The organism is Pseudoalteromonas sp. MMG024 (assembly GCF_021654175.1).
GTDB lineage: Bacteria > Pseudomonadota > Gammaproteobacteria > Enterobacterales > Alteromonadaceae > Pseudoalteromonas.
Window position 1 is genome coordinate 1 of record NZ_JAKFZO010000009.1, and the last position, 15426, is coordinate 15426.

Genomic DNA, 15426 nt, shown 5'->3' on the forward strand with positions numbered 1-15426 from the left:
CCTAATGACTGCTATTCGCTCATTTGCGACCTTAAAAGCTTTTGCTAATAGTAATTTACCACTTGTTTCAAACCTAAAAGCATCATTAAAATGATTAATGCGAGCCAGAGAGCGTAGCTGTTCAAATTAATCCTGATAAATTTGTGATTACTTATCTTTGGCAACGTACTAATTTGCCGAGAAAAATAGAACGCCGAAGACGGTCTTTCGATTAAAAGAAGGTCATTCTAATCAAGAAAAGTAACCAAAAGCTCACGGGTGGGCTTTTGGTTAGAAAGATTTTTTCACATCTAAGCAGCTATAAATTAGAGGTATTTTTTTGCTAGCACCAAAAGGCTAAAACACACCATTACTATTTCGCACTTTGCCGCCAACCATCAAACTATATAAACGCATCGAAAAACTTAAACCTTGCACGGCATCCCAATGCTCTACTAATTGGCCATTTTCTAAACGCCATGTATCGATAATATTGAAACCTTGGGTATCATCGCCACTATGTTTACGTTTTAGCGTTGCATGCGAATGAATAATAACGTAATCCCCATCGACAAATGCATGTTTAACATCATAACTAAATTCCGGGGCCGTTTTTACAAGATCGCTTACCGCTTTAACCACGCCCTCAATATTATCAGCGATGGTACGGTTATGTTGCCTATAACTATTTTGCCCGTATTGTTTGGTCACTTGGTCGAAATTATGGTCATTCATTATCAGTTGAACAAAGGCGATAACGGCCTCAACTTTTTCTCTGTCTTGTGTTGACCAGTGAGGCTTGATTAACGCTGCAACATTAATATGTGGTTTGCTCATAAATACTCTCAAATATAGTTGCTGATTTAACTTTCACTTTGCAAGTTAAATTTTTTGCTTGCAGTTTGCAGTTTGCAGTTTGCAGTTTGCAAGTAAATTAAACTCTCTAAAACTTATTCAATGAGTATATTTATGACTAAACGATCACTTTGCCCTATCTCGAATGTGTTGGATCACCTTGGTGATAAATGGAGCTTACTGATCCTAAGGGATTTGATTTTCTTCAATAAAAATTCTTATTCGGAGTTACAAAACTCTGAAGAGAAAATGGCAACAAATATTTTATCGAGCAGGCTAGAAAAACTAGAAAATGTTGGTTTAATAAGTAAACAAACAGCGCAAAGCGATAAACGAAAAAAGCTGTATACACTTACTCAAGCAGGTAAAGATACCTTGCCAATATTGCTTGAAATGATTGTGTGGAGCAGTAAACACGGTGAGAATTTAAACCTACCAGAGCAGCTTTTAACGCGTATGAAAAACGACCGCGAAGAACTAATTAATGACTTGCTGGCAAATATAAAAAGCGCACCTTAGTGCACTTAAATTATTGCCCCTGAGCTAATTATTTATTTTGCTCTGCCAAGTAGTTTTTGGCTAGTTTGGCGGTATGAAGTAGTAACGACTTATCGCCAGCGCGACCGTGCCCCGGAAATACATGCTTGATATGTGGATACGCACTGAGCGTATTTTCAATTGATGTTGGCCACGTTGAAACACGCGCATCTTCAAGGTTGCCTAAATTTTTGCTGTTAAGCCCCTTTACAAAACAGCCTGCAAAGAGAGTTTGTGGCTTTTCAAGCCATACCACAACATTATCAGTAGTATGCCCGCCACCAGGATAAAATACCTCTATTTTATCTTTGAGCAGCGAAAACTTATCCTCTTCAATAATATGTGTTGCCGACAGCCCTTTATGTTTTTCTAATAACTGATTCGTTTTTTTATAAGCATAAGTTGGAATATTTCGCTGGTTTAGTGCAGTCAATCCGCCACTTGCATCTTGATGAAAATGCGTCACAACTGCGGCTTTCAGTGTAAAGCCTTGCTCTTTTATCCAATTAATCAGCTTTTCGGTGTCGCTGATCGACCAAGGCGTATCAATCATGTAAGCCTCTTTATCGTCAACAACAACTAACCCGCGTGCAGCAACATTACCCCACTGGCCAACGTGCTGATAGGAAATATGCTCATAAACTCCATTTTGTATTGGCTTTATCGTTAATTTCGGATCCGCGGCGTTAAGATTAAAGCTAATAATAAAAAGCACGTATAGGGTAAATTTACCCAGCGCATTAATTGAACTAAACATGTAAAAACCAGTAACGAGAAATAAAGCTATTACCTTGCAAAAACAAACAACAAAGGTCAACTTATGTTGTTAACAGTTTCTGCTTCGGCTGCTTCATTTATAAAGTTTTGCCAAGGACCCCTAATTGCCAAAGTGCGCGTAGGCGAATACAAATTAACAAATAACACCTCACCATTTGGCGAAAAACACGCCCCTGCCGGCTCTGTACTAATATTTATTTTGGCAAATGGATAAACCGCCCCACTTGGCGTTACACCGCGTAAATAGTTATCAGGAAATAAACTATATTGGTCTTCACATACCAATAAATGGCTATTTGGCATCACCGTTAAGTTATCGCCAAAGTTATATAGTGATTCATCGCTACTTTCTAAAAACAACTGCAATAACGCGGGGTGCTCTGCCTCGTTATCCGAGCCTTCAAAAGCAGACGGTTGATATCTCATTATTTGACCAAGCTGCTTTGTACCACCATTGGTGCAGCAAAAATAAAGTTCGTTATCACCAAAATGAATGCCTTCACCACGAGCAAAAACCGCTGCGCCCGCTTCATAACCGCGTTTACGCAGATCATCTTCTGGGCTTTCAGGGTTATCAAGGTTTATCCATTCCACCTCAAACCACTTTGCAAGTGGCAAAGTGGTTAGCTGCCAATTGCGTGTATCGAAGTGTTTGCTGTGTTTAAAAACAAGTGCTTGTAATTGACCACCTAAGTGCAATTTTTCTTTAACGATAGGAATAAAGCGATAAAACAAACTATCGCCTCTATCTTCTGTGAGGTAGACAATGCCTGTACGCGGATCAACTGCAGCCGCTTCGTGATTAAAGCGGCCCATAGCGCGAAGTGGCTTTGCTTCAACTAAACCCGTTGCAGTTGCCGGCACCTCAAATACATAACCATGGGATTTGCTTATTTCGTCATCGGGTGTCGCCACCGACTCTTCACACGTTAGCCAACTTCCCCAAGGCGTTATGCCGCCCGCACAATTTCGAATCGTGCCAACTAAACTGTAAAACTCACGCTCTACTTTTTGCGTACGCAAATTGTAAATGATGTGAGTGGTACCTCCGGGGAGTGCCACTTTGTCATGTTGAGAATCATAAGCAAGGTCGCTTATGTGATGTTTAATCTCATTTGATGCATCATCTAAATGCTTTGGGCTTAATTCATGATTACGCACAAGCGCAACCCGGTTTTCATCAAGCGCAAAACAGCCCATACCATCGGCGCGATCGGGTACCGTTAAACCATCACTCATTTCATTATTCAAAGAAGATATAACGCGGTAACTAAATCCTTTTGGCAGATCAATTAACCCTTTTGGATCTTCAACTAAATCACCATAGCCGTGCACACTGGGGGTGCTAACACGGTTTAAATTACTCGATGGCGAAATTGCACAGCCGAGTAAACTACTGCTCAACCCCATAAACGCTAATGTCACGGTATTTTTAGTAAATTGTCTGCGTGAAACCATTATAAATGCCCTCTCTCGTTATAAATTTTAGCCTATCCCATAAAGACGACATTTTCATTAAATCGCTGTGTATGTTGCCTTTGATTTATTTTGTTATATTATAACATTTCAATAATTCATAACAGGGGCGAAAATGTTATCAATTGAAAAGGAAGCCGAACTGAAAAAGCGGTTCAAACTCGCAGGTGTAAAAGCAACACAAAAACGCATGGAAATTTTCCATACCTTAGTGCTGGCTAATCGGGCGCTTTCACCTTACGAATTAGCACATTTTTGTGAGAACGATTTCTCGCTGTCTATTCCTGTAGTGTCAATTTATCGCACGCTCGATTTACTCGTTTCGGTTAACCTTGTTCATAAGCTCGACCTTGTAAACAAATACATTGCCTGTGCCCATTTAGAGTGCCAATCACATCATCCTCACAGCCAATTTTTAATTTGTAATGTGTGCCAAAAAGTCACCGAAATCCATATTCCACACACCATCACAAATGAATTAAGTGAGCATATTGCAAAACACGGATTTCAACTCAAATCACCTCAATACGAATTTCAAGGCATTTGCCAAACGTGTTCGTCTTGAGCCATTAACGTTCACATTATGCGGGATAGAAAATGAATCAAACCCTTTTAAAAAATGCCAAAATTGTTAATGAAAACAGCATGTTTGAAGCTGATTTACGGATAAATAAAGGCCGGATAGAACGCATCGAAAAACACCTTAACGCACAAGCAAATGAACAAGTTATCGATTTAAATGGGGATTGGTTACTTCCGGGAATGATTGATGATCAAGTACACTTTCGCGAACCTGGTCTTGAGTGGAAAGCAAACATTGCGAGCGAATCGCGCGCGGCGGTAGCCGGTGGCATTACTAGCTATATGGAAATGCCCAATGTAAATCCTGCAACCACAAACCATGCGGATTTAAGGCATAAGCGCGATATTGCCGCGGCAAATTCACTGGCAAACTACGCATTTTACTTGGGCGCGACTCCTGACAACCTTGATCAAATTAAGGCGTGTGACCCAAAAACAGTGTGCGGTGTAAAAGTGTTTATGGGTGCTTCAACAGGCGATTTATTAGTAGAGCACCCAGTTGCGCTCGAAGCAATTTTTAAAGAATGCCCAATACTTATCGCCACACATTGTGAGAAAGGCGATATTATTGCTAACAATTTAAAAGGATTGGCAGATAGACCGCTAACGATTCACGACCATCCGATTATTCGCGATGCTGAAGCGTGTTATGCCTCCTCTTCTTATGCTGTAAATTTAGCTAAAAAGTATGGTAGTGACCTACATGTGTTGCATATCACAACAGCTAAAGAGCTGGCACTCTTTGAAGCAGGCCCCATCGATAACAAGCATATTACCGCAGAAGCCTGTGTCCATCACTTATGGTTTAACCAAGATGATTACACTCGCCTTGGTAATTTAATTAAGTGTAATCCTGCGATTAAATCAGAGCATGATCGCCTCGCCTTGTTAAACGCGTTAAACGATGGCCGAATAGACATTATTGCCACCGATCATGCACCGCATACATGGCAAGAAAAACAAGTGCCCTATAGTGAAGCACCCGCAGGATTACCACTGGTGCAACATGCGCTGCTGAGTTTATTTGACCAAGTAAAGCGCGGCGCATTAACTATTAAGCAAGTTGTTGAAAAAACAGCACATAATCCCGCCAAGCGTTTCAAAATTAATGAACGCGGCTTTATTCGAGAAGGCTACTTTGCTGACCTAACTGTGGTGAGTAATAAAGCAAGCGAGGCGGTAACACACGACAATACCCATTATCACTGTGCATGGTCACCATTTGCTGGTCATCAGTTTTCCCATAGCATTCGCTACACCTTAGTGAATGGTCAATGCGTATACAGCCATGGCGACATTATTGACGACACCACCAGCGCAATGCCATTGGTATTTAACCGTTAACGTCACATTTCAATATTTGCCCTTGAAAAATGTTACAATATAACATTACAATTGAAGGCATATATTATATGTGAATAAGCTCATTTAAGCTTATTCACTTTTTTGGGGCAATAAAATGAGCGTTCAAGCTATTCAAGAAAGTTATGATCTGGATATTCGTCGTGCAGCGATGTCAGATATGCCAAGTGTACTGGCAGATATTTACCGTGAAGATATCAATATCGCTGTTTGGCAGGAAAGTTTAAATCAACAAGCAATCGACGACGCAAACACTATTTTAGCGAATAGTGAACATCTCAATCTCGTTATTGCTGCAACACCAAACGACATAATCAAACAGCTTTCAGAGCACAGCGAATTAGCAAGTCACACCGCACTTTGCCAGCACATTCACACGTTACTTGATATGTTTTGTACGTTGTTTGAGCTAAAACGGGCGGGCTTACGCTTAACGATTCTAGGCAAAGCGATGTGCCCAAAGTTTCATGTCGATAAAATACCGTGCCGCTTGGTATCAACTTTTAGTGGACCGGCAACTGAGTGGTTACAACATGAAGATGTTGACCATAGTAAATTAGGTGCAGCAAGTGTCGGTTTAAGCGATGAAGAATCAGGTGTTTACCAAAATGAGTCTCAAATACAACAATTAACAGAAGGTGATGTTGCGCTATTAAAAGGCTCAGGCTGGATTAATAATGAGCACGCGGGACTTGTTCATCGCTCACCCAACCAAGCAAAAGATCAAAGACGACTGGTGATCACCCTAGATTTTATAGATTAAACGAAAATATTTCATAGCAAGCATCTGATATTCAGTCACTTAACGCAAATACTCATGCATTATGCCGAACCGCATTGTGTAGTTTAATGTCTTGGTATCAGCTTGCTTCTTTTTCAATCAAAAACTAACCATAAGACCTGAAACTATGACAATAAGAAAATCGTTGATGTTTACGATCTTTCTTCCTCTCACTCTTATCGCTGGTGCACATGCGAGCGCTATAAAGCAAACAAAGGGTGGTTTTGAAGACAAGTTCCGTCAACTGGAAGAAGTCCTACCAACACCGAATGTATATCGCAATGCCTCAGGTGAACCAGGCGAGCGCTATTGGCAACAAAAAGTCGACTACAAAATTAAAGTGTCGCTTGATGAACAAAAGCGACGCATTACAGCTACAGAAGATATTACCTACCAAAATAATTCTCCTTACCGCTTAAAATATCTATGGGTGCAGCTAGATCAAAACCGCTTTAAAGATGATTCAATTGCAAACATGGCAACTGACTTTGGTGGTTTAGGTCGTCGTGGGCCGGTAAACACAGTTGGCGATGCAACGAAAGCAACAAAACTAAACCTCAATGAATTGCGCGCAATGCACTTTAAAGCCGACAATGAATTAGGCTATGAAATAAAAGCGGTAAAAGACAGCCGCGGTAATGCGATTAAATTTACCGTGGTTGGCACGCAAATGCGTATTGACCTAACTAAGCCTCTTAAATCAGGTGATGACGTAGAATTTACTATCGATTTTGCTTTTAACATTGTTGAAGAAAATGCCGTTTCAGCGCGCTCTGGTTACGAAAAGTTTGAAGACGGTAACGATATTTTCTTACTTGCTCAGTGGTTTCCGCGTTTACATGCTTACACTGACTACGAAGGTTGGAACAACAAGGAATTCTTAGGCCGCGGCGAATTCACGCTAGAATTTGGTGACTACGAAGTTGAAATCGACGTGCCTGCTGATCACATTGTTTCTTCTACGGGTGTATTAACAAACCCGAAAAAAGTACTTACAAAAACGCAGCGTAAGCGTTTAGAGCAAGCGAAAACGGCAAAACGCCCGGTATTTATCGTTACTGAAGAAGAAGCATTAGAGAACGAAAAAGAAGGCACAAACAAGCGTAAAACGTGGAAGTTTAAAGCAGAAAACGTGCGTGACTTTGCCTGGGCTTCATCACGTACCTTTATATGGGACGCCAAAGGCTACCAGCAAGGTGGTGACGTACAAGAGCACGTAATGGCAATGTCTTTCTACCCAGTAGAAGGGGGCGATTTATGGAAGAAGTACTCAACTGAATCTGTTATTCACACCATGGAAGTGTATTCACGTTTTTCATTTGATTACCCTTACCCAACGGCTCAATCAGTAAATGGCCCTGTTGGCGGCATGGAATACCCAATGATCACCTTTAATGGCCCGCGTACAGAATTGCGTGACGATGGTGACCGCACTTATTCGCAAGCTGAAAAGCGCTTTCTTATTGGCGTAGTTATTCACGAAATTGGTCATATATACTTCCCAATGATCGTTAATTCAGACGAGCGCCAGTGGACTTGGATGGATGAAGGCCTAAACAGCTTTTTAGATGGTGTTGCGGGTCGCGAGTGGGATCCAACCATTCCTTGGGGCGTTGAACCACGCGACATCACAGGTTATATGAAATCACAAAACCAAGTACCTATTATGACTCAATCAGACAGCGTGTTGCGCCTTGGTCCAAATGCTTATACTAAGCCTGCTGCAGCACTGAATATTTTACGCGAAGTCATTCTAGGGCGTGAATTATTCGACTTCGCTTTTAAAGAATACTCTGAACGCTGGGCATTCAAACGCCCAACACCATCTGATTTCTTCCGTACCATGGAAGAAGCGTCAGGTGTCGATCTTGACTGGTTCTGGCGTGGGTGGTTTTACTCAACCGATCATGTAGATATCTCAATCGATAAAGTCTACAAAATGCGTTTAGACACACATAACCCTGATATTGATTTCGCGCGTTTACGCGATATAGAAAATGACAAGCCATCGTCATTATTTGTTGAGCGCAATAAAGCCGAAGGTAAAACGCTATGGGTTGACCGCAATAAAGACGTAACTGACTTCTACGACGAAAATGACCGTTTCACAGTGACCAATAAAGAGCGTAATGCTTATCAAAAATTCCTAAAGGACTTAAAACCTTGGGAACGTGAAACGTTAGCGCGGGCGATTAAAGAAGACAAAAACTACTACGTATTAGAGTTCTCAAATATTGGTGGTTTGGTGATGCCAATTCTACTTGAGCTAACTTACCAAGACGGTACGGTGGAAGAGCAGTATATTCCAGCGGAAATCTGGCGTCGTAGTCCGAAAAAAGTACGCAAACTAATTGTTACAAACAAAGAAAAAGAATTAGCGAGCGTTGTGGTTGATCCAGGTTGGGAAACCGCTGATGTTGACGTAGAAAATAACCACTACCCACGTCAAATTATTCCATCACGTATTGAAGCGTATAAATCGAAGAAGAGCAAAGCTAAAGTTCGTCGCGACATTATGCAAGATATTAAAACGGAACTAAAAACTGACAAAGAAGAAACAGAGAACAAGGGTAACTAACGTTGAAACAGCCAATTTATACCCTGATTGCTGTGCTATTTATGCTGGTTGCGAACAATGCGTTCGCCCACCAGCTAAAAGCAGCTGAAACAACAGTGCTTTTTAACAAGCAATCGAATCAACTTGAAGTGATGCACCGCTTTTATCTGCATGATACCGAGCATGCCGTGCAGCACTTATTTGATAAAAAAGCCGATATCATCGGCTCAAAAGAAACCCAGCATGACTTCGCAAACTATGTGGCAACGCAGTTTTTTATTAAAGACCTTGCTGAAAACACATTAGCGCTAAATGATGTTGGCTTTGAAGTAGATGGCAAGTTTTTTTGGGTTTACCAAGAAACGAAGTTACCAACCGATCTCACCGGCATAAAGCTATTTAATGGCGCATTAAGAGAGCTTTGGCCAACACAAGTAAATATGGTCAACATAGAAGGTAAGGGCGAGGTAAAAACCTTGTACTTTACAAAAAATGAAGACTGGCTAGTAACAAAGTTTTAATCGTGAAAGTACGTCGAATTATCTCGACGTGCACTCTATTGGAGATATTTAATGGAAGCAATCATCGTCATTGTTGGATTTCTTGGCGCAGGAAAAACAACTTTACTTAAAAAGCTCGTAGATAACGCTGTTGAACGCGATTGGAATCCATTCGTAGTGCTTAATGACTATGAAAATGCCAACCTCGATGTGGCACAATTAAGTGAAAAAATAGACTCAAAATGGCTAAAAGCACTCAGCGGTAGTTGTATTTGTTGTAGCGGTATTTCTGAACTCAGGGATTCTGTAAATCGTATACCTGAACGCAAAAATGGCATCACCTTTGTCGAAGCGAACGGCACAACCGATGCATGTTCGTTAATGGGTTTTTTAGGCGTTGGCATAGACGAACGATTTCTCCCGCCCGTTCAAATATCGGTTGTTGACGTGAAAAATTGGCAACTGCGAGGGGAGCATAACGAGCTTGAGGCTAATCAAATACAGGTTTCGTCAATCTTGGTATTAACCCATGAAAGTGGTATTGAAAGCGCACGAATTGAAGCTGTAAAGACTCAGTTAAAAGCGCTCAACCCAAGCGCTAAAATAATCAGTGCAGATGAGTTAGACATCACCCAGTTGCCTGAAGTCGCACCGTCTGAAAATAGTGCTACAAAACTCGACCATCATAAAGCGCATTGGGCATCGAGTTCGGCCGATTTGCCGCATTTACCCGATTACCTATGTGTAAAAGACATTTGCGATGCTTTGCCCAGCACCATTTTACGCATAAAAGGCTGTACCACTATCGCCAATGAGCCCCATTATGTATATTTTGAGCGTTGCCCAGACGGAGAAGTATATGTAAGACCTTATCGCGGCAAACCTGACACCGGAACAAAATTACTTACCATTGGCCCAGGAAGCGATAAAGCGCTGTTAGAGCAAGTTATTAAAAATGCCTTAGTAACCGCAAAACAACGAAAAAGCCAGAAGGCCTGTAACGTTTAACACAAAACCACTTTGCGATAATTAAAAATAGCACGTAAAGCGCTATTTTTATTGCTTATCGAAAAAACAGCAAAACGCTAACCATTGGCTGCAACCATGGTCAAAGCACTAACTACCGCAAATAAAATCCACGACAAGTGTTTTGCTTTCGAGCCCACTAACGCCACGATAAAATAAATAGCAAACGTCACTGCAATAATATAAAGCACCGTAACCTTATTAAGGTTTGGCTCTGCAAGTACCAACAAAATAGCGGCAAAACCAACCCAAGTAACCGAGGTTAAATGCCAAGCAAAACGCAATGTGCGTTTGGTAAAATCATCGTTACCAAAAAGCTTAGGTAAATTATCTCGCTTAAATAGCCTTATCAGAATGTAACGCTCACCAAGGTAAGAGTGTGCTAACGATACAAGTAACAGTAAGCAAGCAGAAGTGTAGAGTAGAAACGTCATATCCTTATGTACCACTTTATAGATTAAGTTTATTGCTCAACTGAGTCAGTCGTTCGCTGCTGATTAGATATCAGTTTAATGGCGTTATTTAGCTCAGCCAAAAACAACTCAAAATCAGTAAAATATTTCACATATTCTTTTGAAAAGCCAATATGTGCAGATTGGGAAGAAATGGTTTCCATAACAATAAAATCGGCATTATTCAGCATATCATTTTGCGCTAACGCATCTTTTAACACCAGCAAAGTTGATGTTTTATCATTTATATAACAATCAATTCGCCGTTTCAGTAATTTTTCAACATTATGTTCAGTGCTCTTATTACTTTCTAACAAAATTGTGCCCTGTTTAACCGCATTTGAATATTTGTCATTGAGCAGTATATAACCCGCATTAATGCCTAAACTAAGCGGCTTTGAGGTTTTATTTTGAGAAAAATAATCAACTAATCGCACGTTTTTATGGCATAACACTACGACTTCTTCTAACCCAATTTTTTCCGAATAATGAGAAATAAAGGGTCGTGTTTCAGGGTGTTTATAAGGAGGCAAAATGGCAAGCTCTTTGCCTTGGTCAACAAGCATTAATGCACGCTTCCATGGCAGTGGCACAAACGTAATATGATAATTAGGTGCAAGTTCACGACTTACTTGGCGTATAAGATCAATGTAGATTCCTTGCACTCTGCCATTTTCAATGTAGCTGTAAGGCGGATAATCATCGTCCACTAAAATGCGTACTTCTTGACTATCTGCCGCCAATAAATAGGCACTGCAAAAAAGCAGTAAACTAAACGAAACAAATGGGCACAAACGCAAATAGTACTTAACTTTCATGTAGTTCTAATACGCCCACTGCTGAGAGTAATCATAGCGAAAGCCTACCGAAATTGACTGCGTGTCGTCCAAGGCATCAAAGTCTTTCGTTAAATATTCTAAATGAAAACGTAGATTATCGCTTGGCAGCCATTCAAATGTTAAGTTGGCTCCTTGATGGCTTTTAGTTTCAAGTTTTGAATTTCCATCATCAAAGTCAAAGAAGCCTAATTTAGCGCGGTACAAAGGATGAAAACGATAGGCAAGTGAAACATCGAGCGTGGAGCCACTTCTTGAGTTAGCACGCTGATAGTCAACATCTTGATACGCAATAGCGGCATAAAGATTGTCGCTAATATCAAGCGCTGCCATGCCCGCTACCACTTCAGTTTTACCAATTTTTATTTGTTGTTGATCATAATCATCTTGCGTTGAATAGGTTAGCGCTAAGTGCAAGCCATTTCGGCTGTAACCTAAACCGGTATTAACAAAGTCGGCAAAATCATCGCCACTATCGCCGTCAAACTGTCCACCTATCATAAACTTAAAATCATTAATTTGGTTTTCATAGGTAACTAGGTTATTGACAAAAAACGGGCTTTCAACATCGTAAGCAAAGGGACTACTGCGATGGTTAAAAATATCTACATATTCAGCAATTAAGGTGTATTGCACCGGTCTTTGTTTTCCAAGACCAAACTGACCGACTGGCGAATCTAGCGCCACGTATACTTGTCTGGCCTTACCAAAGTCACCATTATTGCCAAGATCGATACTCCATTCGCCATGAGCGATTGCCTGCCAACCGGGTTTAAATTGGTAGGTAGATTTAAATCCTGCATGAGACAACGCATCCTGAATGTCCCAAAAATCATCGTTATGATCTTCAATATAACCGTAAGTTGGCCGCAACGTCGCATACAGCTTAATACTGCCGTCTTCGCTCTTTTTGGGCTGTAAAACCTCTGGGTTTTCTGGCACATCGTTTTTATTCGTTGCGCCTTGTTGGTTGGCTTTTGCTTCTAAATCTGCCAAACGTTTTTGCAACTCAAGTAACTGCTGTTTTATAAGCTCAATTTCATTTTCTTGGCTGGTATCGGCATGTGCAACATGAGCAAAAAGTAACGGTGCACAAAGCAGTAAGTTAAAGCATTTCATCGGTGTATCCTCACTATGGCTAACTGACTAAACTATTGTCCATTGATTAAACAGGCGATTGTCCGTCACACCTTAAAGCGGTCTAATATTTGCTTCTGTTCTTGAATACTATTCGCTTGCAACTCAATTGATTCGCTCGTTTGGTGCGCATAATTAGAAACATTGACCGAAATATCCCGGATCCTAACGGTATTTTCATTAATTTCTTCCGACACCGAACTTTGCTCTTCGGCTGCCGATGCAATTTGCGTATTCATGTCGTTAATTAAATTAATTGCAGCGCAAATTCTATCGAGTGCTTGCTGTGTGCTTTTTGCTTGTTCAACGGTTTCTTGTGCAGCGCCTTGGCTTACTTTCATAGCCTCTACAACCGTTTTTACGCCCGATTGCAATTGATCAATCATGGCGCGAATTTCAGTTGTGGAATCTTGGGTACGAGAGGCGAGTGTACGAACTTCATCGGCCACCACGGCAAAACCACGCCCCTGTTCACCTGCCCTTGCAGCTTCAATTGCAGCATTAAGCGCAAGCAAGTTAGTTTGTTCTGCAATCTCGTTGATCACTTGCAAAATGGTTTCAATGTTATGGGTCGCATTTTCTAAAATTTCGACATTACCAACCGCATGCTCAATGCGCGTCGATAATGTATCAATCAATGAGGTTGTTTGTTCTACGATTTGCACCCCTGTTTGGGTGGCGTTATCAGCTTCTTTCGTTGCTTCAGCGGCACTTTGCGCATTATTGGCAACTTCGGAAGCAGTTATCGTCATTTGATTCATCGCCGTGGCAAGCAAATCAATTTCTTGCAACTGCGTCGATACCGCAGCATTCGAATCGTGTACGCCTTGTTGTGATACTTTCATGCTGCTCAAAACATCATCGCCAGTCGACTTTAACAGCTTAATCTGTTCTCTCAGGTTTTCTTTAAACAGGTTAAACCCGGTGGCCAGTTCAGCAAATTCTTGATCTGTATCGGTAGATAGCCGTCTTGTTAAATCCCCTTCACCAGTTGCAATATTCTCTATCGCACTGTTTAGTGCATTAAGCGGCGTCAATAATTTTTTAATTATAAACTGCAGCACTAAGACGCTCACGATTAACGCAATAATACTAAAAATAACAACTTGGTTACGCATATCGGTGACCGCTTTGTAGGCAATTTTTTCGTTAAGTAATACACCTATGTACCAATCCTGCTCAGGGATTTTAGCAAATCGAAGGTTAAACTCTGCGCCATCAACGATTGGGTGTTCAATGTTATTAACCTGAATACGAGAATTTGGTAAAAACTCACTCATATTTTTACCATTTTTACTGGAATCGGGATGGGCTATCACCACGCCACTTTCCGATACAATAAAAATGTAACCAGCATCGAACAATTGCACGCGATTAACCAAATCCGATAAACCAGACAAACTCAAATCAAAAAAGATTGAACCAATAAACTCATTGGCTTTTATCAACGGAGTGGCAACGGAAATCAGTATTTCACCTGTAGCCGAATCCGCATAAGGTTCGGTAATAATCAGTTGCCTTTCATTTTTTGCTTTTACATACCAAGGTCTTACTCTTGGGTCCCAACCAGCCCCTGGTTCCCAATCAGGGTCACTTTTAAAGTTTGAACCATCCGATTCGTAGCCGCCGCCGATCAGTAAAAACTCTTGTTTAATTTCTGGAATACGAATGACATCGGTAATGTGCTGATGAGAAGGGTCTAATTGCGCAAGCGATGTAGCATAACTGGCAATTGCTTTTTTCCCACCGAGTTCTGACGAAACGGTGTTTTTAACACCGTGCACAATGTCTTCAATACTTTCTTCGATGGTTGTGTGAAGTTTTGATTTAATGGTGAAAAACTGAATGGTGCCAAGAAAGGCAATGGTGATGATAAGTAACAGTGAAGATGCAATTGCAACCTTATGAACAAATTTCATAACATTCTCAACCTAATGTTTGCTACATAACTAAAAAGCGTCTAAGCAAGTGGGTTGCTTAGCCTCTTTTTATTAGATGTCTTTAACATTAGTTAATAAATTTACATTTTTCCTTCTCATCACCCATATATCCTCTATTTTTTGTCGTTATAAAAGCGATTTAAACAAGATCTGTAACCGCGAAAATAACTATCCAATTCGGGGAATGCACCTTTAATTGAAGTCGCATCAAAGCGAACTGTCCGTTGCAGTTTAAAGTAATAAACTGCAACGTGTTACCGATGTATTTGAGCGCTTCACAAATGTCACCGCGGTGTCTTTTGCATGCTTAACACTACTGTAACCAATGTAACCTCTTGTCATTATCACAATATTTAAATTAATTACTTATACTTCAAGTATTAAACCATCAGAAAAGCCAATCTTTCTGTGTATATTGAGTCGCATAAAGCGCTCACTAATCAAACAAAAATTGAGTAAAATTTTCCCAACATTGTCATTAAATTATCATTGACTTTGACTTGCATGCCAGTTAACTTGAGTTAGTAGCTAATAAGTTGAGTTACAGTATTATTTCTTCATTTCGCCGAATATGATGTACGTCGTTCTGTTGTTATTAACACTTTGCTTTATTTTGACGCTATTCACGC

General features: G+C 40.6%; 14 protein-coding genes. 7 read left to right on the forward strand and 7 right to left on the reverse strand.

Going from position 1 to position 15426, the window contains the following annotated elements; genetic code table 11:
* Positions 1-336 precede the first annotated feature (336 nt).
* Positions 337-816, reverse strand: a complete 480-nt coding sequence (locus L1068_RS09980) for a nuclear transport factor 2 family protein (protein ID WP_237130124.1) — start codon at positions 814-816, stop codon at positions 337-339.
* 132 nt (positions 817-948) lie between these two features.
* On the opposite strand from L1068_RS09980, the gene L1068_RS09985 reads away from it, so the two are divergent.
* Positions 949-1353 (forward strand): helix-turn-helix domain-containing protein, encoded by a 405-nt coding sequence (locus L1068_RS09985; protein WP_237130125.1) that lies wholly within the window; start codon positions 949-951, stop codon positions 1351-1353.
* Between the two features lie 28 nt (positions 1354-1381).
* Here the strand turns inward: L1068_RS09985 and bla are convergent, their stop codons facing one another.
* The gene (gene bla / locus L1068_RS09990; protein WP_237130126.1) at positions 1382-2128 is read right to left on the reverse strand and encodes a subclass B1 metallo-beta-lactamase; all 747 of its coding nucleotides are present in this window, start codon (positions 2126-2128) and stop codon (positions 1382-1384) included.
* A 56-nt stretch (positions 2129-2184) separates the two neighbouring features.
* A complete protein-coding gene (locus tag L1068_RS09995; protein ID WP_237130127.1) occupies positions 2185-3606 on the reverse strand; it encodes an alkaline phosphatase PhoX in 1422 nt (473 codons plus the stop codon).
* Between the two features lie 133 nt (positions 3607-3739).
* On the opposite strand from L1068_RS09995, the gene L1068_RS10000 reads away from it, so the two are divergent.
* The 6 genes from L1068_RS10000 (at position 3740) to L1068_RS10025 (ending at position 10414) form a co-directional block, all read left to right on the forward strand.
* The gene (locus L1068_RS10000) at positions 3740-4189 is read left to right on the forward strand and encodes a transcriptional repressor (protein ID WP_237130128.1); all 450 of its coding nucleotides are present in this window, start codon (positions 3740-3742) and stop codon (positions 4187-4189) included.
* Between the two features lie 32 nt (positions 4190-4221).
* On the forward strand, positions 4222-5550 hold the full coding sequence (locus L1068_RS10005) for a dihydroorotase (RefSeq protein WP_237130129.1): 1329 nt from the start codon (positions 4222-4224) through the stop codon (positions 5548-5550).
* Positions 5551-5665: 115 nt separating this feature from the next.
* Positions 5666-6331 (forward strand): DUF1826 domain-containing protein, encoded by a 666-nt coding sequence (locus L1068_RS10010; protein ID WP_237130130.1) that lies wholly within the window; start codon positions 5666-5668, stop codon positions 6329-6331.
* A 166-nt stretch (positions 6332-6497) separates the two neighbouring features.
* Positions 6498-8927, forward strand: coding sequence for a M1 family metallopeptidase (locus L1068_RS10015; protein ID WP_237130131.1), 2430 nt, complete (start codon positions 6498-6500; stop codon positions 8925-8927).
* 14 nt (positions 8928-8941) lie between these two features.
* Complete coding sequence (locus L1068_RS10020) at positions 8942-9427, forward strand: DUF6702 family protein (protein ID WP_237130287.1); 486 nt, start codon at positions 8942-8944, stop codon at positions 9425-9427.
* Between the two features lie 51 nt (positions 9428-9478).
* On the forward strand, positions 9479-10414 hold the full coding sequence (locus tag L1068_RS10025) for a GTP-binding protein (RefSeq protein ID WP_237130132.1): 936 nt from the start codon (positions 9479-9481) through the stop codon (positions 10412-10414).
* 77 nt (positions 10415-10491) lie between these two features.
* Here L1068_RS10025 and L1068_RS10030 read toward each other — a convergent pair whose 3' ends face one another.
* The 4 genes from L1068_RS10030 to L1068_RS10045 all read right to left on the reverse strand — a co-directional run bounded on the left by L1068_RS10030 (position 10492) and on the right by L1068_RS10045 (position 14776).
* Positions 10492-10866, reverse strand: a complete 375-nt coding sequence (locus tag L1068_RS10030) for a hypothetical protein (protein ID WP_237130133.1) — start codon at positions 10864-10866, stop codon at positions 10492-10494.
* Between the two features lie 29 nt (positions 10867-10895).
* Positions 10896-11702: a transporter substrate-binding domain-containing protein gene (locus tag L1068_RS10035; protein ID WP_237130134.1), complete on the reverse strand. Its 807-nt coding sequence runs from the start codon at positions 11700-11702 to the stop codon at positions 10896-10898.
* 6 nt (positions 11703-11708) lie between these two features.
* Positions 11709-12839, reverse strand: a complete 1131-nt coding sequence (locus tag L1068_RS10040) for a porin (protein ID WP_237130135.1) — start codon at positions 12837-12839, stop codon at positions 11709-11711.
* Between the two features lie 65 nt (positions 12840-12904).
* A complete protein-coding gene (locus L1068_RS10045; RefSeq protein ID WP_237130136.1) occupies positions 12905-14776 on the reverse strand; it encodes a methyl-accepting chemotaxis protein in 1872 nt (623 codons plus the stop codon).
* Positions 14777-15426 lie beyond the last annotated feature (650 nt).